The 23,246-nt window shown below is 51.6% G+C and carries 20 protein-coding genes and 1 tRNA gene; 6 read left to right on the forward strand and 15 right to left on the reverse strand.

Features of this window, described 5'->3' with window-relative positions:
• Positions 1 to 3: 3 nt before the first annotated feature.
• The 7 genes from DPO_RS10205 to eno form a co-directional block, all read right to left on the reverse strand.
• Entirely contained in the window at positions 4 to 909 is a 906-nt protein-coding gene (locus DPO_RS10205) for a polysaccharide biosynthesis/export family protein (RefSeq protein ID WP_160166911.1), read from the reverse strand.
• Between the two features lie 151 nt (positions 910 to 1,060).
• Positions 1,061 to 1,996 (reverse strand): tyrosine-protein kinase family protein, encoded by a 936-nt coding sequence (locus DPO_RS10210; protein ID WP_006965795.1) that lies wholly within the window; start codon positions 1,994 to 1,996, stop codon positions 1,061 to 1,063.
• Between the two features lie 6 nt (positions 1,997 to 2,002).
• Positions 2,003 to 3,460, reverse strand: a complete 1,458-nt coding sequence (locus tag DPO_RS10215) for an ExeA family protein (protein ID WP_006965796.1) — start codon at positions 3,458 to 3,460, stop codon at positions 2,003 to 2,005.
• A 28-nt stretch (positions 3,461 to 3,488) separates the two neighbouring features.
• A complete protein-coding gene (locus tag DPO_RS10220) occupies positions 3,489 to 3,731 on the reverse strand; it encodes a helix-turn-helix domain-containing protein (protein WP_040011813.1) in 243 nt (80 codons plus the stop codon).
• A gap of 371 nt (positions 3,732 to 4,102) precedes the next feature.
• Positions 4,103 to 4,708: an alpha/beta hydrolase gene (locus DPO_RS10225; protein ID WP_006965798.1), complete on the reverse strand. Its 606-nt coding sequence runs from the start codon at positions 4,706 to 4,708 to the stop codon at positions 4,103 to 4,105.
• Positions 4,709 to 4,726: 18 nt separating this feature from the next.
• Positions 4,727 to 6,367: a CTP synthase gene (locus DPO_RS10230; RefSeq protein ID WP_006965799.1), complete on the reverse strand. Its 1,641-nt coding sequence runs from the start codon at positions 6,365 to 6,367 to the stop codon at positions 4,727 to 4,729.
• Positions 6,368 to 6,372: 5 nt separating this feature from the next.
• On the reverse strand, positions 6,373 to 7,644 hold the full coding sequence (eno, locus tag DPO_RS10235) for a phosphopyruvate hydratase (RefSeq protein WP_006965800.1): 1,272 nt from the start codon (positions 7,642 to 7,644) through the stop codon (positions 6,373 to 6,375).
• A gap of 291 nt (positions 7,645 to 7,935) precedes the next feature.
• Here eno and DPO_RS10240 point away from each other — a divergent pair, with 291 nt between their 5' ends.
• The 6 genes from DPO_RS10240 to DPO_RS10265 all read left to right on the forward strand — a co-directional run bounded on the left by DPO_RS10240 (position 7,936) and on the right by DPO_RS10265 (position 12,352).
• Positions 7,936 to 8,610, forward strand: a complete 675-nt coding sequence (locus DPO_RS10240) for an adenylate kinase (protein ID WP_006965801.1) — start codon at positions 7,936 to 7,938, stop codon at positions 8,608 to 8,610.
• Positions 8,611 to 8,727: 117 nt separating this feature from the next.
• The gene (gene rpsU / locus DPO_RS10245) at positions 8,728 to 8,916 is read left to right on the forward strand and encodes a 30S ribosomal protein S21 (RefSeq protein WP_236609954.1); all 189 of its coding nucleotides are present in this window, start codon (positions 8,728 to 8,730) and stop codon (positions 8,914 to 8,916) included.
• Between the two features lie 66 nt (positions 8,917 to 8,982).
• The gene (locus tag DPO_RS10250) at positions 8,983 to 10,284 is read left to right on the forward strand and encodes a bifunctional folylpolyglutamate synthase/dihydrofolate synthase (protein WP_006965802.1); all 1,302 of its coding nucleotides are present in this window, start codon (positions 8,983 to 8,985) and stop codon (positions 10,282 to 10,284) included.
• A gap of 32 nt (positions 10,285 to 10,316) precedes the next feature.
• A tRNA-Arg gene (locus tag DPO_RS10255) sits at positions 10,317 to 10,392 on the forward strand.
• 12 nt (positions 10,393 to 10,404) lie between these two features.
• The gene (locus DPO_RS10260) at positions 10,405 to 11,640 is read left to right on the forward strand and encodes a glycosyltransferase family 4 protein (protein WP_006965803.1); all 1,236 of its coding nucleotides are present in this window, start codon (positions 10,405 to 10,407) and stop codon (positions 11,638 to 11,640) included.
• Positions 11,627 to 12,352, forward strand: coding sequence for a class I SAM-dependent methyltransferase (locus DPO_RS10265; protein WP_006965804.1), 726 nt, complete (start codon positions 11,627 to 11,629; stop codon positions 12,350 to 12,352). Before DPO_RS10260 ends, DPO_RS10265 begins: the two co-directional genes overlap by 14 nt.
• Before the next feature lie 54 nt (positions 12,353 to 12,406).
• On the opposite strand, the gene DPO_RS10270 is transcribed toward DPO_RS10265, so the two are convergent.
• The 8 genes from DPO_RS10270 to DPO_RS10305 all read right to left on the reverse strand — a co-directional run bounded on the left by DPO_RS10270 (position 12,407) and on the right by DPO_RS10305 (position 23,246).
• Complete coding sequence (locus tag DPO_RS10270; RefSeq protein WP_040011814.1) at positions 12,407 to 13,030, reverse strand: class I SAM-dependent methyltransferase; 624 nt, start codon at positions 13,028 to 13,030, stop codon at positions 12,407 to 12,409.
• Positions 13,011 to 15,368, reverse strand: a complete 2,358-nt coding sequence (locus DPO_RS10275; protein ID WP_006965806.1) for a DNA translocase FtsK — start codon at positions 15,366 to 15,368, stop codon at positions 13,011 to 13,013. The genes DPO_RS10270 and DPO_RS10275 overlap by 20 nt, the downstream gene beginning before the upstream one ends.
• Positions 15,365 to 17,014 carry a ribonuclease J gene (locus DPO_RS10280; RefSeq protein ID WP_006965807.1) on the reverse strand — a complete coding sequence of 550 codons (1,650 nt, stop codon included), beginning with the start codon at positions 17,012 to 17,014 and terminating at the stop codon, positions 15,365 to 15,367. The genes DPO_RS10275 and DPO_RS10280 overlap by 4 nt, the downstream gene beginning before the upstream one ends.
• Before the next feature lie 18 nt (positions 17,015 to 17,032).
• Positions 17,033 to 17,365 (reverse strand): hypothetical protein, encoded by a 333-nt coding sequence (locus tag DPO_RS10285; protein WP_006965808.1) that lies wholly within the window; start codon positions 17,363 to 17,365, stop codon positions 17,033 to 17,035.
• A 465-nt stretch (positions 17,366 to 17,830) separates the two neighbouring features.
• Positions 17,831 to 18,718 carry a DMT family transporter gene (locus DPO_RS10290; RefSeq protein ID WP_006965809.1) on the reverse strand — a complete coding sequence of 296 codons (888 nt, stop codon included), beginning with the start codon at positions 18,716 to 18,718 and terminating at the stop codon, positions 17,831 to 17,833.
• Positions 18,719 to 18,724: 6 nt separating this feature from the next.
• The gene (locus tag DPO_RS10295; RefSeq protein WP_006965810.1) at positions 18,725 to 19,417 is read right to left on the reverse strand and encodes a DUF554 domain-containing protein; all 693 of its coding nucleotides are present in this window, start codon (positions 19,415 to 19,417) and stop codon (positions 18,725 to 18,727) included.
• Between the two features lie 5 nt (positions 19,418 to 19,422).
• Positions 19,423 to 20,247, reverse strand: coding sequence for a phosphoribosylformylglycinamidine synthase subunit PurQ (locus tag DPO_RS10300; protein ID WP_006965811.1), 825 nt, complete (start codon positions 20,245 to 20,247; stop codon positions 19,423 to 19,425).
• Positions 20,244 to 23,246 carry an AIR synthase-related protein gene (locus DPO_RS10305; RefSeq protein WP_006965812.1) on the reverse strand — a complete coding sequence of 1,001 codons (3,003 nt, stop codon included), beginning with the start codon at positions 23,244 to 23,246 and terminating at the stop codon, positions 20,244 to 20,246. Before DPO_RS10305 ends, DPO_RS10300 begins: the two co-directional genes overlap by 4 nt.

Consider the following 23,246-nt stretch of genomic DNA (forward strand, 5'->3'; position numbering starts at 1 on the left):
CTGTCATTGATTCAGATCATCCATCCATTGGAAGGTACCGCCGCCGATACTCCAGCCCCTGAACAGAGCAATATCCGCAATCTGTTGTATCAAGACAGCCAGGGAGCTGATATGGGTTTTGGGCACATATACGATATCTTCAGGTTTTAAAAAGAAAAATGCTTCACTGTCTTTCAGAGTCAAAAGATTTTCCAGATTCACCCGCCTGGCAATCAGTTTCTGCTCATGTTTTCTGAACAGCACCACGGTTTCCAGTTTGGCATCCTGAGTAAAGCTGCCGGCCATGGTAATGGCCTGGATCAGATTGATGGGTTTTTTGATGGTGTAAGTGCCCGGCTCATTGACTTCTCCCAGCACATAAACGGCTGAGCCGGCCTGTTCATGCAGATACAGGTCCGCCTGCATGCCCGGCAGATAATCTTGATATTCCTGCTGGATCAACACATTGACCTGATCGATTGATTTATGGGCCACAAAAAAATTCCCGATCAAAGGAAAAGTGGCAAATCCGTCCGGCCTTACATTCACCAGCTTGCTCAATCCCCGGGGGGCGGTCATCAGATCCCGTCTGATCTGCTCGATCCGCACATCCATATTGGTGACCGACACCGACACCTGAGGGTCCAGCAGAACATACTGGTATTTTTCCTCCAGCAAATTGGTGGCCTCCTGCAAAGTGAGCCCTTCCACCTTCACTTGCCCGATATACGGCAGGATGATGTGGCCTGTGGGCATGATTTTCTGCTCCGTGTTCAGTTCCGGCAGATCCGGATACACCACCTTGATCTGGTGATACAGGTCGATGACAAATGTTTCCTGGGGCTGGGCTTTGATCTGGAACATTACATCCAGCACATCCCCGGGCTGTATTTTATATTCCAGAAAAAGATCCTGATCAGACGGATACATTCCCTGATCAAAGGAATAGGTGGTCCGTTGATAAGGCTTTTCAAAATCTTCAGGCAGATATTTGGGAGCACATCCTGATAAAAAAAAGACGATGCTTAAAACAAGTATCAGTAAACCGGATCTGATCAATTTATAGCGGTGTCTCATAGTCTCACTTTTTGGAAATAAATTTATAAACAATGGAAGGAATATAATATTTCCGCCGGTTGAAAATCACACCCAAGCGGGTGGGACCACCGGTTTTTTTCACCTTGTCTTCTGCGATCTGTAAAACCTCCCACCTGGTTTTTTCACATTCGATCACCAGCAGACCGGCAGTGAAATGTTTGATATCCCGAAGGGCAGCGGACGATGACATGATGGAACATCCATCACATATCACATAGTCGAAATTTACACTCAATTCCGCCAGTGCCTGTTCCAGCTCTTTTTCACGGGGACCGGGCAAATCTTCTGATCCAATGGTCACAAGACTCAGCCCTTTATGCAGGGTGGGCATTACAATATCCTCGATTTTGACGATTCCCGCACAGAAATCCAGGAAACCCGGCCCATGGCTGACACCGAACAATTTATGCAGCTGGGGATTATGGTGATTGCCGTCTATGAGCAGCACCTCTTTCTGGGAATAAAACGCCAGACCAAACGCAGTGCTGATCGCTGAAATGGTTTTGCCCTCTCCATTAAAACACGAAGACACATACAATGCATTGCCCAGCTTGACAAGTGGATCGATATTGGCTTCCACCATCATCAATTCTCTGAAATTGGATTCCAGCTGTTTAACAGATTTGGCGGACAGGGAAGGCAGTTCATCTTCCGGGAATCGAGCTGCATTGTTTTTCCAGATTAGATTTTCTTTTTTTTCAAATGATGTGACAGCGGGTTTTTGACAAGAATTTTGCGCTGAAGTGTCTCCGGATTTTTCAACGCTTTCTGTTTCACTTGATGAATCCGTCAAAGGTTTCGACAAAAAACTGTCCCGGTAACTGCCGGCAACCGGCTTGGAAGAACCCGGTTGTTTACCTTTCTGAGCAGCCAGAAATTGTTTTAAATAAGACGGTTGTGTCAATTCCCCGTTCATCATAAACCATTATCCATTCTGGTTGAAAATTTGAGTCACATGTTTGTCATACAAAACCGGCTCCGCTGTATCTGATTCGGTCACCAAGGGACTGTCTTGTGTCTGAGTATCAAAAAATTCTTCCACCACGGGTCGGACAAACCATTCGTGCGTTGGAAGAACTGCTGCATCCGGCTCAGGCCGGAAAATATATTTTTTTACCACTATTTCCTTTTTTTGTTCCGACATGGGGTATTGAATGGGTTTTGTAATCACACTGCCAGTACCGTTTTGCAGCATATTCTCGGGCGCCGGCATGGAATTCATCCGAATATCTCTGACGAAAAACAGCATCATCAGCACAATCAAAAGGATCAGGCAGGCAATGGTCAAAGTCTTGCCATCGATAAACGCGCTTTTCTTCAAATCCATGGTTGAAAAACGTTTCCTTTCTTTGGATTGGTTTCTCTGTTCCGAATCGGTAAACAGGTCATTGACCTGTCTTCCCGCCTCTGTTTTTCGCAAAGACTCCGGCTCCCTTACGGGTTCTTGGACCGGATGTCTCATCACCCTGGGTTCTGATCGATCTGATCGATATGTGCGGGCTGATGTCGAATTCTCTGCAACAGCCACTTGCGCCCGGGATGTCTGAGCCGACCCGACATGATCATCAAAATCAACAATACCCTCTTCCGCCAGCGCAATCGCCACAACCGATCTGTCAATGACATTGACCCGCCGTTTATAAGCGACGACCAGACTGCTGTCACAGATTTTGTTGATCAGTCGCGGTAATCCCCTGCTCACTTCCGTTATCAAAGCAATGGCTTCTTCATTGAACACCGGACTGCCGGCTGCACCGGACGAAATCAGACGGAAATAGATATATTCCGTAACTTCAGGCATATTTAAAGCCGCCAGTGTCACCACCCGAACCCGCTGTTTAAAAGAAATCAGATTCCGTTTTTCCAGATTTTTCATAAAACTCTTATGGCCGAACATAAAAAGTTTTATGGGAAAATATCCATTATAATTAAAAGTAATCAGTTTTGTCAGTTCAGAAATGAATGCATAATCAAATTCATGGATATCATCTATTATCAAATAAAGATACCGGGTTTTGGCAGACGAATCTGTTTCAAAATATTCATATATCGAACGTCTGAATTCCGCCATATTGCCTGAATCAACATTTAGACCGAGTTCTTTGGCAATTTTTTCAAGTACCATGGAAAAATCATACCCGGGTGAGGGGATGTGAATCCGGGGCTGTACCTTGTATTTTTCCATGAACCGAAGCATTTTCAGACAAAGCAGGGTTTTACCGGTGCCATATTCACCGGCAACCATGACCACTGGTTCTTTTTTTTGCAGGTTGTGAACAATATTCTTCCAGGCTTTAATATGATTTTTGGATTTGTAAAAGAGATACGGCGAGGGAAAGGCCGCAAACGGCTCATCCTGCATTAAATAGTATTCTTTATACATAAATCAATCTCAATCCCTGGAAAAAATTCTAAAAGCTGTCATTGGGAAAAACCGTTGAATAATCGATTTTTCTCTCATTGGTTGACAGGGCCTCATTCAAGCCTTTTACAATTTTGCTCTTTGTCACCTGGGTTGGATCCGTCAACATCCGCTCGGTTTGACTGATCACTTTGGTACTGACATTGGCCAGCCGAGAAAGCGCAGTAATTGTAAGTCCAAGCTCAATCCTGATTTTTTTCAGATGATTTTCTTTTACATCAGAATTTCCCATATAACGAAACACTTCCCCCCCTGTTTCGACCCGGTGGTCAAGCCGATTGAATGTAATAAATATTGATATAATCTTCCATACCATACACCACTACTCTCAATTAGATCGATTTGTCAAGAACTTTTTTGATAAAAATTCAACTTTTTTCGATATTATGCTAATTTTATAGAAATATAAGAGCTTGTTGTATTTCTATTAGACTAATATGGAAACTTCCGGAAATTTCCGATTTTTTTAAACTAAGTAACAGGAATTGACTGGGTATTTATATGAAAGTGTTAAGCGAATACCTGAGTGCTTATACTTTCATCATTTGTTGTGTCCGGCAGGGCATAGGTGTTATAGGAAATCCGTGGTCGGTGCAGGAGGGCTTATGAAAAATAGTGAGAAAGGCTTTGGTGAAGGGAATCCAAGTGTCCTGCGTAAAAATGATCGCACCCCGGAATAACCTCAACCCGCGGCGTAATCCCCCAGCGGTCCAGATGGGCCTGGATTCTGCCAGGCGGAGCGATTTCATCGTTCTGGCCGGTGATGACCAGGCCGGTGGACGGCAATGCCGCGATATCGTCAAAAGACATGAAAGCCACGGGGGGTGAAATCATGATATGATCAAAAATGTCATAACCGCCGGCCATGACCGATGCATTGACCCGGGATCCAAAAGAGTAGCCCGCCAGATAAAGGGGGTCGCAGCCCTGGTCTTTGAGAAATTCAAGCGCTGCAATGACATCGGTTTGTTCTCCATGGCCGTTGTCGTACATGCCGGAGCTGCCGCCCGTGCCCCGGAAATTGAACCGCAACGTGGTAAATCCCTGCTGAGCAAAAGCAGACGCGGTCCGGACCACCACGGGGTTAACCATATTCCCCCCATACAATGGATGGGGATGGGTGATCACCACCCCGTGATTACCGGTTCCTTTGCCCAGCAGGGCCTGGAGCCGGATGGTCTGGTTTTTGATGATCACCGCAGTTGCCATGAAAAATTTCCTCTGGGTTTATTTTTTGGCGTTTTTCAAGGATGCCCGGATAAACGCCTTGAACAAGGGATGGGGATCCATGGGCCTGGACTTGAATTCCGGATGGAACTGGCACCCTAAGTACCAGGGATGATCTGCCAGTTCGACAATTTCCACCAGCTCATGATCCGGCGATGTCCCGGAAATGACCAGGCCGGCTTTTTCCAGACGTTCCTTGTAGGCATTGTTGAACTCATACCGGTGGCGGTGCCGCTCTGAAATATTTTCCTGCTTGTAGGCATTGAAGGCAAAAGTATCGGGCACCAGCCGGCAGGGATACGCGCCCAGCCGCATGGTGCCGCCTTTATCGGATGTTTCATCCCGCTTTTCCACCTGGCCGGTCTGCTCGTCAAACCATTCTTTCATCAGGTAAATAACCGGGTAAGGCGTATCCGGATCAAACTCCTCGCCATTGGCATCTTCCATGCCGGCCAGATGCCGGGCGATCTCGATCACGGCCATGTGCATACCCAGACAGATGCCGAAATAAGGCACTTTGTTTTCCCGGGCATACCGGGCCGCCAGGATTTTTCCTTCAATGCCCCTGGAACCGAATCCGCCGGGCACCAGGATTCCGTCACTGGCAGACAGCACTTCCGCCACATTTTTTTCCGTCAATGTGGTGGAATCCACAAACTGGAGATCAACCCGGGCCTCATTGGAAATTCCGCCATGGGTCAGGGCCTCGTTCAGGCTTTTATAGCTTTCGGTGAGATCCACATATTTGCCCACAATGGCAATCCTGACACTGAACCGGGGATGTTTGAGCTTTTCCACCATCTCCCGCCATTCATCAAGCCGCGGACTTCTGGCCCAGATATTGAGTTTTTTCAGAATCTTGGTGCCCAGGCCTTCCTTGTTATACACCAGCGGCACCTCATAGATGCAGTCCACATCCTTGGCCGTGAACACGGCATCGGATTCCACATTACAGAACAGCGCGATCTTGTCCTTGATATCCTGGGACAGGTAATGCTCGGTTCTGCACAACAGGATATCGGGCTGGATCCCGATACTGCGCAGTTCCTTGACACTGTGCTGGGTGGGTTTGGTCTTGACCTCGCAGGCCGTCTTGATATAGGGCACCAGGGTCAGGTGAATGTAGATCACGTTGCCGGGGCCGGCATCTGCCTTGAACTGGCGGATCGCCTCCAGAAAGGGCAGAGATTCAATGTCCCCGATGGTGCCCCCGATCTCCACAATCACCACATCCACATCATTGGATACCAGGCAGATGCTCTGCTTGATCTCATCGGTGATATGGGGGATCACCTGCACGGTGCCGCCCAGGTACTCGCCCCTGCGCTCTTTGGTGATCACCTGGTGGTAAATCTTTCCCGTGGTGAAATTGTTGCTTTTTCCCAGCCGGGCATGGGTGAACCGTTCATAATGCCCCAGATCCAGATCCGTCTCAGTCCCGTCATCCGTGACATAGACTTCCCCGTGCTGAAACGGATTCATGGTGCCGGGGTCCACATTGATGTAAGGATCCAGTTTTTGGATCGTGACCGTGAGCCCCCGGCTTTCCAGCAGCATTCCGATGGCGGCGGAGGCCAACCCTTTACCTAAAGAGGACAGGACCCCACCGGTGACAAAAATATATTTGGTATTTTCAGCCATAATAATTATCCAAAAAGATGGGTCATGAAACTGGCCCCGGCTCCCAGTCTTTCTTCGATCCGGATCAGTTGGTTGTATTTGGCTACCCGGTCGCTTCGAGACATGGACCCGGTCTTGATCTGTCCGGCGTTCACACCCACGGCCAGATCCGCAATAAAGGTATCTTCGGTTTCACCGGACCGGTGGGATATCACCGTGGTGTAACCGGAATCCTTGGCCATCTGGATGGTGTCCAGGGTCTCGGTGACCGTGCCGATCTGGTTGAGCTTAATTAAAATGGCATTGCCGATGCCAGATTCAATGCCTTTTTTAAAAATATCCGGGTTGGTGACAAAAATGTCGTCCCCCACAATCTGGATCCGATCCCCCATGCGCTCGGTCATCCGTTCCCAGGCATCCCAGTCTCCTTCTGCCAGGCCGTCTTCAATGGAAAACAAGGGATACTTTTCAATCAGGGTTTCATAATAATCCATCAGCTCGTCAGCGGACAGGTCCCTGCCTTCGGACAGAAAATGATATTTGCCGTCTTTGTAAAATTCAGAGGCCGCCGCATCCAGACCGATGCCGATATCACTGCCCGGCCGGTATCCGGCCGCTTCGATGGCGGAAATAATATATTCAATGGCCTGTTCGTTAGAGCTTAAGTCCGGTGCAAATCCCCCTTCATCTCCGACCCCGACACTCAGGCCTTTTTTCTTGAGAATTTTTTTCAGATGATGAAAGGTTTCCGCACCCATGCGCACCGCTTCCACAAAAGACGGGGCCCCATAAGGCAGAATCATGAATTCCTGGATATCCAGATTGTTGGCGGCATGGGCTCCGCCGTTGATGATATTCATCATGGGCACGGGCATGATCCGGGCGTTGATCCCGCCCAGATGCTGGTACAGCGGCAGGTCACAGGCCTGGGCCGCAGCCCTGGCCGCAGCCATGGAAACACCTAAAATGGCATTGGCCCCCAGACGGGATTTGTTTTCCGTGCCGTCGATATCCATCATGGTCCGGTCCAGCCCGGCCTGGTCCATGGCATCATACCCGATGATCTCCGGCGCAATCACCTCGTTGACATTGGCCACGGCATTGAGCACGCCTTTGCCCAGAAACCGGTTATCCATATTGTCTCTGAGCTCCAGTGCCTCCCGGGTGCCGGTGGAGGCCCCGGACGGCACGGCTGCCCTGCCCCTGGCACCACACGCCAGCACCACATCCACTTCCACGGTGGGATTGCCCCTGGAGTCGATGATTTCCCTTGCCCTGACATCAATTAATTCCGTCATGTTTCCCCCTTCCCGAACCTCTATGTTAACTTGCGTTTGTGCATGCATAACAACCGCCTTTTAATACCAATTCCCCATTTGACATTCAAGCACTAATCCAAATAATTTACCGGCCCGGCCTTATGCAGACATTCCATTCATTTTTTCCCTGCACCGTTTGATCCAGCAGCCCCGATTGATACCGGCTTTATCTTGACAAACCCGGACACCTCTTATAAGTAGAAAAGGTTGTTTAAAATGCGAGACATGTTTGTTTGACATGTTTAATTCATGGATAAAAAAGGAGATTTTATGAACATTTTATTTTTCGGACCCAACGGCAGCGGTAAAGGCACCCAGGGTGCCATTCTCAAAGATAAATTCAATATTGCCCACATTGAATCCGGCGGTATTTTCAGGGAAAATATCAAAGGCGGCACCGAGCTGGGCAAAAAAGCCAAAGCCTATATCGACAAAGGCGATCTGGTGCCCGACGAGATCACCATCCCCATGGTGCTGGACCGGCTGCAAAAAGAGGACTGCAAAAATGGATGGCTTCTGGACGGATTTCCCAGAAATAAGCTCCAGGCGGAAAAACTGCACGCATCCCTGGAAGAAGCCGGCATGAAGCTCAATTATGTCATTGAAATGATTCTGGACCGGCAGGTGGCCAAAAACCGGATCATGGGCCGTCGTTTGTGTGAAAACGACAACAACCATCCCAACAACATTTTCATCGATGCCATCAAACCGGACGGAGACAAATGCCGGGTGTGCGGCGGTGCTTTGAGCGCCAGAGATGACGACCAGGACGAAACCGCCATTGACAAACGCCATTCCATTTACTACGACACGGACACGGGCACCCTGGCGGCCGCATATTACTTTAAAAACCTGGCAGCCAAGGATGATACCATCAAATATATCACGCTGACCGGCGAAGCCCCGCTCAATGAGGTCACTGACGAGCTGCTGTCCAAACTGTAATCCAAGTTTTACTTGCATTCATTATTGGGGTTTGATATAAAGTCGGGTTATGAATATTTTGCGTATTTAAATCCACCATGAAAGGGGCGATGTTTTTTGAAAGAAATTACTGTCACAGTGATTGACAACGATGTTGAAAAAGCGTTGAGAATTTTGAAGAAAAAAATCCAGAATGATGGACTCTTCAAACGGCTCAAAGTGAAAAAGCATTTTGAAAAACCGTGTCAATACCGAAGACGTAAGATGCGCGAAGCAATGCGTAGACAGCGGATCGCAGCTTCCAAATCCCGCAGAAAACGCAAATAAACCATTTAAACCTGTCCCGGCAGACCGTTTTGATCCAAGGAATGCCGGGATTTTTATGTGCTGACCATGGCGGAAACCTACCAGAAGTGTCTTGAAAAAATCTACCAGCTGGGCCGATTCGGTATCAAACTGGAGCTGGAAACCATTCAGAATATCCTGGCACGTCTGGGCCATCCTGAAAAAAAATATCCTTGTGTGCATGTGGCCGGTACCAACGGCAAAGGGTCCACGGCCACCTATATCGCTGCCATCTTACAGGCGGCCGGTTTTAAAACCGGTATATACACCTCCCCCCATCTGGTCCGATTCAACGAACGAATCTGCATCAATGGGCAGATGATTTCGGATGCAGACGTAGTTTCAGCGTATGAAGCCGTGAATGCTGCGGATATCGGTGACAGAAACGCCACATTCTTTGAGATTGCCACTGCCATGGCTTTTTATTATTTTGCCGAACAACAGGTGGACTGGGCTGTGATTGAAACCGGTATGGGGGGGCGATTCGACGCCACCAATATTATCGAACCCGCCGTTGGCGTGATCACCAATCTGTCCATTGAACACACCCAGTATCTGGGCACCACCATCCAGGCTCTGGCAACGGAAAAAGGCGGGATCATCAAATCCGCTACCCCGCTGGTCACCAGTGTGAGCCAGCCGTCGGGAATCCGCACCCTCAAGCAGATTGCCAAAGAAAAAAATGCGCCGATGTATCAGTATAAACAGGACTTTTTTGTCCGCAAAACCCCGAACAAAGCAACCGTCACATATCGGGGACTGAATTTTCGCATTCCAGACATCACACCGCCGTTGCCCGGAGACCATCAAAAAGAAAACCTGGGCATGGCCCTGGCCGCATGTGAGTTGATTTTTGACCGCCACAAAGAAAACGATTGCCGGTACCAGCTGACGTCTGAACTGGTCAAACAGGGGCTGGCCGGCACCCGATGGCCCGGACGGCTGGAAGTGATTCAGCAGAATCCCCTGGTCATCCTGGATGGGGCCCACAATTTAAAAGCAGCCCAGGTGTTGGCCAGATATCTGTCCACCACCCTGGCCGGCAGAAAACTGACCCTGGTCATCGGTATTCTGGATGACAAACCCTATGAAGCCATGCTAAAATATCTGCTTTCCGTGGCCCACCGGGTGATCATTACCCGGGCAAAAATCGATCGAAGCCTGCCGACGGCTGTGCTGACGGTGGCAGCCGAAAAAATTTTCAACGGACAAATCCAGGTAATCGAAACGGTATCGGATGCTGTATCATACGCAATTTCAAACACTTGCAAACAAGATGCCGTGTGTATTGCCGGGTCTTTATACGTTGCCGGAGAGGCCAAGGAAAAATTTGATCTGGATTTTTTTTGACAATCTGTTATATTCACGTTTGTTTTTTCCATGCGCCCGTAGTCCAGTGGATAAGACGTCAGCCTCCGAAGCTGAAAATCGCTGGTTCGATTCCAGCCGGGCGCACCAAACACTTCTTTGATGAACTCAACACTTAAAATAGCCTTACTGTCTTATCGGAGCAACCCCCATTGCGGCGGCCAAGGCGTGTATATCCGGCATTTAAGCCGGGCATTGTCTGACTTAGGGCATCAGGTGGAGGTCATTGCCGGACCGCCGGATCCCCAGCTCAACGGGCATGCCGGACTGACCATGCTCCGGACCCTGGATCTGTACAACCCCAATGATCTGTTCCGCACCCCCAGTATTTCAGAACTTTCCGACTGGATCAACCTGATGGAATGGCTGGATGTGTGCACCATGGGATATCCGGAACCCTGGACCTTTGGCAAGCGGGTGGTGCGTCACTTGAAAGGCAGAGAATCCCGGTATGACATCATTCATGACAACCAGAGTCTGTCCTATGGCCTGCTGTCTTTGATGAAAAAAGTGCCGGTCACCGCCACCATCCACCACCCCATGACCGTGGATCGCCGGCTGGCGGTGAAAGCCACCCGGTCTTTTTACAAAAAAATCAAAGCCTTGCGGTGGTATTCCTTTATCCACATGCAAAAAAAAGTGGCCAGAAAACTGCCCAGGATTCTCACGGTTTCCACGGTATCCAAACAGGATATTTCAAAGGAATTTTCCATTCCTGAAAACCGGTTTTCCATCATTCCCAACGGCATTGATACCGCCAGTTTTCATCCTTTGGAAACCGTGAAAAAAATCAACAACCGGATTATTGTGACCAATTCAGCGGACACCCCGCTCAAAGGCTTGTATCATCTGCTTTATGCCGTTAAAAACATTGTCAAAAAAAGACGGGTTTCCCTGGTGGTCATCGGGTCCCCCAAAAAAAACGGCGGGGTGGAGCGGCTGATCCGGCAGCTGGACCTGGCACCCTATATTGAATTTACCGGGCGGATCAGCCAAACCCGGTTTTGCCTGGAATATGCCAAAGCCACGATGGCGGTGGTGCCATCATTGTACGAAGGATTCGGACTGCCCGTGGGAGAAGCCATGGCCTGCCGGATCCCGGTGATCTGCACCACGGGCGGGGCATTGCCGGAAGTGGCCGGAGATGCGGCCGAACTGGTCCCCCCGGGGGACAGTGCGGCCCTGGAAACAGCCATTCTCAAGCTTTTAGATGACCCGGCCCGGCGGGAAATCCTGGCCCAGAAAGGGTATGACCGGGTGATGGCTCATTTCACATGGGAGGCCACAGCCCAAAAAACCGTTAAGGCGTACAGAGACATTATCCATGATTACCATTGATTTTGCCCGGCTCGAGATCCGGTCCGGGGACCGGATTCTGGACATGGGATGCGGCGAAGGCCGGCATATGGTCGAGGCCTGCCGGATACCCCACACCGTGTGTATCGGGGCGGATTTCGGATATGACAACCTGAAGACCACCCGGGAGAAACTGGCATTTCATCAGGCATTGAATGATCTGGCCTGCGCCCGGTTCGATCTGTCGCGCATGGATGTCACCCGCCTGCCCTTCAAAAACGACTGCTTTGATGCGGTCATCTGTTCCGAGGTCCTGGAACATATCCCGGATGATGAGACGGCAATATCGGAACTGGTAAGGATTCTTAAGCCTGGCCGGATCCTGGCGGTCAGTGTGCCCCGGTTTTATCCGGAAAAAATCTGCTGGCATCTGTCGGATGACTATACGGCCGCAGACATGGGACATGTGAGAATCTACCGCAAAAAAGAGCTGGTGAAAAAAATCACGGACCACCCCATGACATTTCTGGGGTCTCATTTTGCCCACAGCATCCACACCCCTTACTGGTGGCTCAAATGCCTGGTGGGGGTGAACCGCAGTAATGCGTTTCTGGTGAATCTGTATCACCGGCTGCTGGTGTGGGATATGATGAAAAAACCGAAAGTCACCCGGTTTCTGGATCGATTGTTCAATCCTCTGCTGGGAAAAAGCCGGGTACTGTATTTCAGGAAACAGACATCTGATCTGACATGACCGGCATAGATCCCGGGGTATGCCGGAACCGGCATGGGTCATGATTTTTCTTTCTCACACCGGTTTTTGCTGCAATACCCCCAGGGTGTTCGTCATGGGAAGCTCAATATAATCGCCGGTCTGCAGGGCAATGTCATAAACCTGCCTGGGCGCCTGTCCGCCTAAAGCCGGATCCAGGAAAATATCGTGAAAAACCAGAAACCCATTGGCCATGACATGGGGAGACCAGATCAGAAAATCCTGATACGCTGCATCAAAGGAATGCCCCCCGTCGATAAATACCATGGATAAAGGGGTGCGCCACATCCTGCCGGCCACCGTGGATGCGCAGACCATGGGAACCACAAAATCTGCAAGACCGGCGGTTTCAATGGTTTTAAAAAAAAACGGGAACGTATTGATCCGTCCCATGGTTTTGTCGTACAGGTCCGGATCAAAATATTGCTCTCCGGGCTGCTGTTCTTCGGATCCGGTATGGTGATCAATGGAAAAAAGGGTACTGTGGGTCTGTTTGCAGGCCCATCCGATCACTGCTGCGGAAAGACCGCAATAGGAACCGATCTCCAGAATCGGACCCAGGGGTGCGGCAGCCAGAGCCAGGTCATGAAGCCGCGTTGCTTCTTCATCCGCCATAAATCCTTTGACGGCATGAAGAAAATCAAAATCCATTTTCGTCATAGTTTTTCACCAGGATCTCTCTGGGTTTGGTGCCGATCTGGGGGCCGATAATGCCCTCGTGTTCCATGATTTCAATGAGCCGGGCCGCCCGGTTATATCCAATGCGAAGCCGTCTTTGCACATAAGAAATGGAAGCCTGGCCGGACTGGGTAACCACGGCCACAGCCTCATCATATTTTTCGTCATAATCAGCTTCATCAAATTCCCTGACCTCCTCCTCGTCATCCCCTTTGGTGACATTTTCATCATATTCCGGGGTGCGCTGCTCTTTGAGAAAACCGGTAATTTTGGCAATTTCTTTTTCAGATATATAAGCCCCCTGGATCCGCATGAGTTTTCCGGTCCCGGGCGGGCAGAACAGCATGTCTCCGTTCCCTAGAAGGCTTTCAGCCCCGCCCTGGTCCATGATGATCCGGCCGTCGATCTTGGAAGAGACCTGAAAAGAGATCCGGGTAGGGAAATTGGCCTTGATGGTGCCGGTGAGCACATCCGCGGACGGCCGCTGGGTGGCGATGATAATATGAATACCTGCGGCCCGGGCCATCTGGGCCAGCCGGGTCAAAGCAAACTCCACATCCTTGGATGCCACCATCATCAGATCCGACAGCTCATCCACAATCACCACGATATAGGGAAGCGGTTCTGAGACCGGCGGATCGTCGCCGGTCTCGTGTTCCGGATCATCCCCAGCCCCATGGTCACGCCCGGATCGTTTCTTTTCCCGGACCATGTCATTGTACTGGGCCAGGTTCCGCAGCCCATTTTCCTCCAGCAGCTCATACCGCCGCTCCATCTCTTTCACGGCCCAGAAAAGGGCGTTGGTGGCTTTTTTCATGTCCGTGACCACCGGGGAAATCAAATGGGGAATGTCATTGTAAACCGAGAGCTCGATGCGTTTGGGATCGATCATGATGAACTTGACATCATCCGGGGTCGCCTTGTACAACAGGCTGATGATCATGGCGTTGAGGCCCACGCTTTTCCCGGTGCCCGTGGCTCCGGCAATGAGCAGATGGGGCATTTTGTCCATCTTGGTGATCACCGGCCGCCCCATGAGATCCTTGCCCAAGCCCAAAGTGAGCATGGAATCTGACTGGATGAAATCCCTGGATGCGACCATTTCCCGCAGGTTCACCATTTCCCGTTCGTCATTGGGAATCTCGATGCCCACCACATCCCGGCCCGGGATAGGAGCCACAATCCGGATGCTCACCGCGCTCAGGGCCAGGGCCAGATCATCGGAAAGTCCGGTGATTTTAGACAGCTTGATCCCCGGAGCCGGCCGGTATTCAAATGTGGTGATCACAGGTCCCGGCAGGATCTCCACCACATCGCCCTTGACATTGAAATCATTGAGTTTGGTTTCCAGGATCCGGGCCTTTTGCTGCAATTTATCCGTATCGATTTCCCGCCGGATCTTGACTTTTTCCTCCAGAAAACTGATGGGCGGCAGCTTGAACGCTTCCGGCTGCCGGATATCCCCCAGCCCGCTGTCCGGTATATATTCTTTCGTATCCACCTGGGGGGCCACAATGGTGGGAGAAAACACATCATCCAGGTCAATGGCATCACTGTCATCCTGATCCCCGGCATTTTTTGAATTTGACGTATCCGGGTGCGGCAGATCCGCTTCCAATTGTGAAGAATCGGTTGGCGGTTGATTCTGGATCAAGGCCTTTGGCATATCCATGGTCATTGAACGGGCCGCACGCGCCATTCGATAGGACTGCCAACCAGATTTCATCTGTTCGATCCCATGCCCCAGATACCTAGAGAATTGTTTCAATTCCCGGAGCATGACTGCCGCCAGAAGCGATGTTTTCTGATACACTATTGTGCCCAGCGTCACCATGGAAATACCGGTGGCGAAAATAAATCCGATGACGGCAAAAAACACCAGAACAATCATACATCCCAGAGAATTGACATAGGTCAGAAGGAATCCTGCCACAGTACTGCCGACCCATCCGCCGGCCGGCACCAGGGTGCCGGAAAACGCATACGCATCTTTGAACAGAAAAAAACCGGCCCCGGTACAGATCATCAGAATCATTCCACCGGCCGGGGTCAGCCACATGACCCGGGAAGATTTTTCTTTGATATACCACAGGGTGATCAACGACAGAATCACGGGAATCCAGAACGCGCCCACTCCGAACAGAAAAACAAAAAAACCGGCCACATGGGCGCCCACCAGGCCAAACAGATTGTGAATCCCGGCAGGCACGATCAAAGGATCATTGCCGATTGCCGGATCCTGGGCATGAAAGGAAAACAGGCTGACTGCAAAAAAAATGATCAAAAACAGCAGCAGCAGTGAAATCAGTTCTTTTTTCATACTTCAATAATGACAGGTACAATAAGGGGCTTGCGGTTGATGGTATAGGAAAAATATTGTTTCAGCGCCTTTTTGAGACGGGCGCGGATCAGTTCCACCCGGGAATCCATCCCGGCTTCAATTTCTTCCACAATCTCCAGAATCACGCACTGGGCATCATCCACCAGATGCCCCGTGGCAGAATCAAACACAAACCCTTTGGAAATCAGTTCCGGGCCGTACAGCACCACCCCGGTTTCCTCGTCAATGATCATGGTCACCACCACCAGCCCGCCTTCGGACAACTCCCGCCGTTCCTTGAGAACGCTCCGGCCCACATCGCCGATGCCTTTGCCGTCCACCATGATCCGGCCGGTGTGCACCTGGCCGTCGATCCGGCCGCCTTTATGGTCAAACACGATCACCTGCCCGTCTTCCGCCACCAGCACATGCTCTCTGGGAATTCCCATTTTTTCCGCCAGCCGGGCATGGATCACCAGATGCCTGTATTCACCGTGGATGGGAATGAAATAGCCGGGCTTGGTCAAGGTCAGCATAAGCTTGAGTTCTTCCTGGTGGGCATGCCCGGAGGCATGGATGTCTGCGGATTTGGAATAAAATACATCCGCGCCCCGGCGATACAATTTATTGATGATATTGGCGATGGCTTTTTCATTGCCGGGAATGTGCTTGGAGGACAGGATCACATTGTCCCCTTTTTTGATTCGGATGTGTTTGTGCACGCCCGATGCCATTCGGACCAGCGCGGACATGGGTTCTCCCTGGCTCCCGGTGGTGATGATCAGCACCTTGTCGTCAGGCAGATTCTTGATCTGTTTGATGTCCATTATCGTATCCGGCGGACAGGATATATGGCCCAGCTTGACCGCCACGGCAACGATCTGCTCCATGGACCGGCCGTTGAACACCACTTTGCGCCCGTTTTTCACGGCAATATCGATCACCTGCTGAATCCGGAAGACATTGGAGGCAAACAAGGTCACAATCACCCGGCCCCTTGCCGCAAAAATCACTTTTCCCAGATTCTTGGCCACTTCCTGTTCAGACATGGTATACCCTTCCACCTCCACATTGGTGGAGTCGGAAAGTAACGCCAGAACCCCTTTTTCCCCATATCGGGCAAAAGATGACAGGTCCGTGTTTTTCAAGGGGTCTGTGTTATGACTGATCCGAAAATCTCCGGTATGAATCACCACCCCTTCCGGGGTCTGGATGGCCAGGCCCACGCCTTCGATGGTGGAATGACTCACCCGGATAAACTCGATTTCAAACGGGTCCATGGACAGGGTCTCACCCGGATTGACCACGTTGAGATCCACCCGGGTGTTGAGTTCAAATTCCACGAGTTTGTTTCTGACAATTTCCAGGGTAAAGGCCGTGCCATAGACCGGAATCCGGATTTCCTTCAACAGATAGGGCAACGCCCCGATATGGTCTTCATGGGCATGGGTGATGATGATGCCGTGAATTTTTCTACTGTTTTCCCGGATATAATCCATGGCCGGGATCACGATATCCACGCCCAGCATGTAATCTTCCGGAAACATGAGGCCCGCATCGATGATGAACATGGCATCGTCATATTCGACCACCATCATGTTCAGGCCGATTTCTCCCAGCCCGCCCAATGGTATTAATTTAAGCATGTGACTTCCAATATATTTTTAAATGCGAATGTCCAGCTTTTCAAGAATGGCATCGGTCTGATCAATCAACCAGTTCCGCTGATCTCTTGTGGCATAGGCCATGCAGTCGCATCGGATCTGTTTTTGGGTTCTGACCAGCAGTTCACAGGCCAGTGAGGTCTGCTCCAGTTTCAGGGCAAACACATGGGGCGCACAATCCCTGTGATCTGCCTGAACAGGTGTGAGCACTTCTTTTTCCAGGGGCAGCCAGTAGATTCCCACAATCCCGGCGACCTGAGTGTAGTCATCCAGGTATTCCTTTAACCGGAGAAAATCCTGGGGCCGCAGCCCATCTATGACATATTGTTTCATAACAGTGTTAAATACCACAGATGTATCAATCGTTGCAACGGGTTTATCAGATCATCCTTGCAGGAGGAGCCGCTTCGAGAGAGTGCCGCCCCTGTCGGGGTGCCTTGCTGCCGGACAGGAATCCACGGAGTGGCTCCGACAGTCCGGCAGCAAGGCACCCCCGACAGGGGCTCCGCTATGCAAAAAAGGACCGATGCATGAAATATGACCTTTGTTCACCGCTGTCGCCAGCGACTAGTGCCGGGCGGTCCCTGGGGGTCGGAATCCCATTCTGACGCGTTTGGTACAGGGAGTTGGGCATGCAAAGCGTCAAGAACGGCAAACTGTCTGAGGACATACCTGCCCGCAGTTTTTGCCGTTCCGCGCAGCATGCCCTTACTCCCTGTCAAACACGGCAGAGGGTGAGACCCACAGGGACCGCCCGGCACGGGTCTGAGGCACAGACCTTTTAGCAACAAATACCGCTCAAGCCGTTGGCGATGGCCGGTGCAGGGCCAGAAAATTGCCGCCCACCACCAGGATGAGCCCGGCGATGGCGGAAACACTCCAGATATAGCCTTCCGCAAAAGAGGAAATAATCAGCGCCACCACCGGAACCACCATGATGCTGTAAGAGGCCTTGTCCGCCCCCAGAGAACGGATCAGGGTCAGATAGCTGGTAAAAGCGATAATGGAACCAAACACCGCCAGGTAAAACAGGGAACCCACATAAGGCAGGGTCATGGAAAAATCAAAGGATTTGCCAAGGCTGATGGCCAGGATCGCCAGGGCCAGGGCCCCATACCCCATGCCAAAGGCATTGGCCTGAATCACCGGGATATCAGCTCTGGAATTTCGGGCGGATGTGATGTTTCCCAAAGACGCCAGCAGCACGCTGGAAAATCCAAAAGCGATCCCCAGCAGATTTTTGTCCGTCAGGTCAAAGGATTCAATCTCATGCATGAAAATCAGGCCGATCCCTACAATCCCGACGGCAGCCCCCACCACCATTTTCCGTTCCACCGGGGCCCCGAGAAACAATGCCCCGTTGGCAATGTTCAGAAACACAATCGAAGAAAACAGCACCGCCACCAGGCCCGAGGTGAGATACACTTCCGCCACATACACCAGCCAGTAGTTCACGGAAAATAAAAGCAGGCCCAGCAATGCCATAAAACCATGGTCCTTGAATGAAAACTTCAAAGACAGGCCCCGCAACCTGCAGAAAACCAGCAGAATCACCGAGGACAGGGCAAACCGGTACACCACCGACACCATGGGGTCCACGGTTCCCAGCTGGAATTTAATGCCGATCCAGGTGGAGCCCCAGATGATAATGGTCAACACATAAAGCAGGCTGTCTTTCATGGACATGGGTGATTACGCCACTCCCGGCAATCCCTGGATCACAAACCAGATCAATGGAATAAAAATAGCGGGAAGCATGTTCCCCACCTTGATTTTTTTTTCTCTGAGCATGTTCATACCGATCCCCAGAATCAACAGACCGCCCACCCCGGACATCTGGGCGATCACCGCCGGCACCAGCAAGGGTTTGAGCACTGTGGCCAGCAAAGTAATGGATCCCTGGTAAAGCAGCACCGGCACCGCAGAGAACAGCACCCCCATGCCCAGAGACGAGCTTAAGATGATGCTCACAATCCCGTCCAGGCAGGATTTGGCAAACAAGGTGGCATGGTTGCCGGACAACCCGCTTTCCAGAGATCCGACAATGGCCATGGAACCCACACAATAGATCAAAGAAGCGGTGACAAATCCCTGGGCAAATCCGCCGGTGCCTTTTGAAAACTTTTTTTCCAGCAATTTTCCCAGCCGTTCCAGCCGGTCTTCGATGCCGATCCATTCCCCCACAAGGCCACCGATGGCCAGAGAAATAATGATCACCAGGAGATCATCACTGACAATGGCGGTTTTCAGGCCCACCAAAAGCACGGCCAGGCCCACGGCCTGCATCACGGTCTGGTTGTAGCGGTCCGGAATGCCGTTTTTAAACAACAGCCCCACCAGGCCACCCGCAATAATGGCCACACAATTGACAATGGTTCCCAGCATGATATTTAAAAGAACCTTTCCCGGATGTGATCCACCCCGTTTTGAAACAAACGGATACCAATGGTTTCTTGTTCACCGAACGCTTGACCTTCACCCTTGAGCTGTTGTTTTCTGCGGGGCCAGTCCGGATGATTGGTCACATGATTGTAGGCTTCCGGATGGGGCATGAGCCCGAAAATATTTCCGGTGGGATCACAGATGCCGGCAATATCGTGCAGCGACCCGTTGGGGTTGAAGGGAAACGCCCCGCCGGCGGGACTGCCCGTTGCATCGGCATATTGGAACACCACCTGGCCGTTGGCCTGCAGCGCTGTCAGCACATCCGGTTCGGCAATGAACTTGCCCTCCCCGTGCCGCACGGGAAAATCCGCCTTTTCCATGCCTTTGGTAAACACACACGGACTTTCGGAATTGGCGGTCAGATGGACCCACTGGTCCCTGAAATTGCCGCAGTCATTGTAGGTGATGGCCACGGAACGCCGGGTGTAGTCCTTGTCCAGTCCCGGCAAAAGCCCGGTATTCACCAGAGCCTGGAATCCGTTGCAGATCCCGATGATCAGTTTTCCCGCATCCACAAAACCCAGCAGGTCTTTTCCGATATGGTTTTTAAGTTTCACCGCCTGGATCACCCCGGCCCCGTGGTCATCCCCCCAGGAGAATCCGCCGCCGAACGCCAGAATATGAAAATCCGCCAGGTTCACGGTGCCGTCCACCAGAGAATTGATATGCACACGATAAGGCCGGGCACCGGCCAGTTCAAAGGCCAGGGCGGTTTCATGGTCGCAGTTCAGTCCGAAACCCGTTAAAATCAGTGCCTTCACCTGTGTCATATCATCTCTCCAAACAGTTTGTTAAATGCCTTGTCCAGATCAGCACAGGGCAGATCCACAATGATATCGTTCCGGACCCCTGTGATTTTCAGGCGGTCGTGTGCATCTGTGACCCCCCCCACACACCTGAATGGCAGTCCCTTGGCGAGTTTGTCAAATACCGGTTTCCGGTCAGGCGGAACAGTCAGAATCAACCGGCCCGCAGATTCGGAAAAAAGCAGGGCATCGTCTGAAAGGGTTTTTGCCGCAGCTGGCACCTGGGACAGATCGATTTCCATGCCCAGTCTGCCGGCCATGGTCATCAGCGCCAGGTGAACCCCCAGACCGCCCCGTCCCACGGCATGACACGAAGCCGGCATCTCGAGATCCATGGCTTTTTCCACGGCCCGGTACAACACCCGGTTGGCACCAAAATTCACCTGCGGCACATTGGCACCAATTTTGCCGAACAGATCGTAATATTCGGAACCCCCCAGTTCATCGGCCGTGATGCCGGCGACATAGACAAAATCCCCGGCCGATTTGGGTTCCAGTGTCTGGCAGTGCAGGATGTCCTCCACCACGGAAGTGGCGGAAAACTGCACGGTTTCCAGGGCCGATACTTTGATGCGCTCACCGAACGCCCCTTCCAGGTGTCCGTCCACATACATGGAATCCTTGCCGGACAACAGCGGGATCTCATAGGCCATGCACGCATCTTTCAGGGCCCGGCAGGCCCGCACCAGCTGAGCTGCCTTGAATCTGCCGTCCGGATTGGTTTTTTCATCATACCCGATATCGGGCCAGCAGAAATTGTCCACCCCGCCGAGATGATCCATGCTTCCGCCCACGGCAATGAGTCGTCGCACCGCCTCGTCAATGGTGCAGGTCATCATGTGATAGGCATCGATTTTTGAATACCAGGGCAGCAGGGTCTGGGAAAACGCCAGCCCTTTGTTCCCGGTAAGTACCGGCCGGGTCACGGACGCATCCGACGGAATGTTGCGGTTCACGCCCACCAGAGGCTTGATCACGGATCCGCCCTGGACCTCATGGTCATACTGGCGGAGGATCCATTCTTTGGAACAGATATTGGGCCGGGCCAGCATGGCGGTCATGAGACCATTGAAATCTTCTGGTTTGCGGATCACCGGTTCGGTCAGGCCCCGGACCGCAGGCGGCAGCCACACCGCGTCAAACTCCCAGGCGGGAAACCCTTTGTCCAGCAGATCCATATCCACATAGGCACAGGTTTTTCCCTGAAAAGTGATGTGCAGCTTACCGGTATCGGTATATTCACCGATCACCGTGCTTTCCACGGCATGCTGCCGGGACAGGGACATGAACCGGTCCAGATCTTTTGGGTCGATGGCAATGGTCATGCGCTCCTGGGATTCCGACACCCAGATCTCCCACATGTCCAGGCCCGGATACTTGAGGGGCACCTTGTCCAGATACACCACACACCCGTTGGAAATCATGGCGGATTCGCCGATGGACGAAGACAGCCCGCCGCCGCCGTTGTCGGTAATAAACCGGATCAACCCCTCATCCCGGCATTCCAGGAGAAAATCATGCATTTTTTTCTGGGTATAGGGGTCTCCGATCTGGACATGACCGGCCGGGGTGTTTTCCGAATAACTTTCCGAAGACGCGGTGACCCCGTGGATCCCGTCCTTGCCCACCCGGCCCCCGCTCATGATGATCAAATCACCGGGTGAGGTTTTCTTTTCATGACTGGGTCTGCCTTTCACCTGTTTGGGCATGATACCCAACGCGGTGACAAACACCAGGCTTTTGCCCATATATCCCGGATCAAACAGGGTCTGGCCAAAGGTGGTGGGCACCCCGCTCTTGTTGCCCCCGTCCCTGACCCCTTCGATCACCCCGTTCAAAAGCCGTCTGGGATGCAATGGCGGTTTTAAAGGCCCGTCATAATTGACATCCCCCACGCAGAACCCGAAACTGCCCATGAACAGTTTGGAGCCCAGACCCGTGCCCATGGGGTCCCGGTACACGCCCACAATGCCGGTGATGGCCCCGCCATAGGCTTCCATATTGGACGGCGAATTATGGGTTTCCCCGGTGATCACATAATTGTTGTGTTCATCAAACGCTCCGACGCCGGCATTGTCCCAGAGCACGGACACCACCCAGTCTTTTTTCTCCTTCAGTGCCAGGGTGGGCTGCTGGATATAGGTCTTGAACAAGGAATGTTCAATGGTTTCTTCCCTGGTCAAAATATCGGTGTACCTGAAAATCCCGTTGAATGTGTTGTGATTGCAATGGTCGCTCCGGGCCTGGGAGATATATTCCAGCTCCACATCCGTGGGCCCGGACAGTCCCACGGCCTGGCGCTGGGCTGCCACCTCGGGATCCAGAAAATATTGCCGGATAACAGGGATATCCCTGGGGTTCAATGCCAGATTGCGCTGGTCGCTGATCCGGGCCAGGGTCTGGTCGGAATCGATGTCAATGAAATCAAAACAGGGGGTATGGTCCAGAATCACCCGGGCCGGTTTGACATTTGCCCCTGTTTCAGGGTGCCAGTCCGATTTTGAAAAAATCTTGAACTGCTGGATAATGGGATTGGATAAAAGCTCTTTGGCCAGGGTTTCCACCTGGGACCGGGTTAAGGATTCTCCGGAAAGGCAATAGCGCTTCGAGGTATAGATCCCTTCATCCGGCCCGAATGATCGGCCCAGCAGATCTTCAACGGCTTCAATGGCCGTGGCCCCGGGATTGTCCTTGACCCCGGGCCGCAGCCCGATCCAGATGCACCAGTGAAAGTCTATTTTCAGGGGGGATAATGAAGATACCTGGGTCACGGGATTGGTGAAAATCTCCTGCCGGATCCGTTCCAGATCTTGTGTTTTCAGATCGGATTCAATGGTCAGCATATGGATGGTTCTGGCCGACTCAATGTGAATTTTAAAATAGGAATCCGCCTTTTTTACAAGCGAAGATGCTTCCGCATCCCCCAGCGATTGTTTCAACGCAATCTCGATACAGGCTGTCAT

Source organism: Desulfotignum phosphitoxidans DSM 13687, from assembly GCF_000350545.1.
Taxonomy (GTDB): domain Bacteria; phylum Desulfobacterota; class Desulfobacteria; order Desulfobacterales; family Desulfobacteraceae; genus Desulfotignum; species Desulfotignum phosphitoxidans.

Bases quoted from the DNA above. Each gene is read 5' to 3' on its own strand.
- DPO_RS10205 (WP_160166911.1), bottom strand. From the start codon at position 909: ATGTATCCGTCTGATCAGGATCTTTTTCTGGAATATAAAATACAGCCC.
- DPO_RS10210 (WP_006965795.1), bottom strand. From the start codon at position 1,996: ATGATGAACGGGGAATTGACACAACCGTCTTATTTAAAACAATTTCTG.
- DPO_RS10215 (WP_006965796.1), bottom strand. From the start codon at position 3,460: ATGTATAAAGAATACTATTTAATGCAGGATGAGCCGTTTGCGGCCTTT.
- DPO_RS10220 (WP_040011813.1), bottom strand. From the start codon at position 3,731: ATGGGAAATTCTGATGTAAAAGAAAATCATCTGAAAAAAATCAGGATT.
- DPO_RS10225 (WP_006965798.1), bottom strand. From the start codon at position 4,708: ATGGCAACTGCGGTGATCATCAAAAACCAGACCATCCGGCTCCAGGCC.
- DPO_RS10230 (WP_006965799.1), bottom strand. From the start codon at position 6,367: ATGGCTGAAAATACCAAATATATTTTTGTCACCGGTGGGGTCCTGTCC.
- eno (WP_006965800.1), bottom strand. From the start codon at position 7,644: ATGACGGAATTAATTGATGTCAGGGCAAGGGAAATCATCGACTCCAGG.
- DPO_RS10240 (WP_006965801.1), top strand. From the start codon at position 7,936: ATGAACATTTTATTTTTCGGACCCAACGGCAGCGGTAAAGGCACCCAG.
- DPO_RS10250 (WP_006965802.1), top strand. From the start codon at position 8,983: ATGGCGGAAACCTACCAGAAGTGTCTTGAAAAAATCTACCAGCTGGGC.
- DPO_RS10260 (WP_006965803.1), top strand. From the start codon at position 10,405: ATGAACTCAACACTTAAAATAGCCTTACTGTCTTATCGGAGCAACCCC.
- DPO_RS10265 (WP_006965804.1), top strand. From the start codon at position 11,627: ATGATTACCATTGATTTTGCCCGGCTCGAGATCCGGTCCGGGGACCGG.
- DPO_RS10270 (WP_040011814.1), bottom strand. From the start codon at position 13,030: ATGACGAAAATGGATTTTGATTTTCTTCATGCCGTCAAAGGATTTATG.
- DPO_RS10275 (WP_006965806.1), bottom strand. From the start codon at position 15,368: ATGAAAAAAGAACTGATTTCACTGCTGCTGCTGTTTTTGATCATTTTT.
- DPO_RS10280 (WP_006965807.1), bottom strand. From the start codon at position 17,014: ATGCTTAAATTAATACCATTGGGCGGGCTGGGAGAAATCGGCCTGAAC.
- DPO_RS10285 (WP_006965808.1), bottom strand. From the start codon at position 17,365: ATGAAACAATATGTCATAGATGGGCTGCGGCCCCAGGATTTTCTCCGG.
- DPO_RS10290 (WP_006965809.1), bottom strand. From the start codon at position 18,718: ATGTCCATGAAAGACAGCCTGCTTTATGTGTTGACCATTATCATCTGG.
- DPO_RS10295 (WP_006965810.1), bottom strand. From the start codon at position 19,417: ATGCTGGGAACCATTGTCAATTGTGTGGCCATTATTGCGGGTGGCCTG.
- DPO_RS10300 (WP_006965811.1), bottom strand. From the start codon at position 20,247: ATGACACAGGTGAAGGCACTGATTTTAACGGGTTTCGGACTGAACTGC.
- DPO_RS10305 (WP_006965812.1), bottom strand. From the start codon at position 23,246: ATGACAGCCTGTATCGAGATTGCGTTGAAACAATCGCTGGGGGATGCG.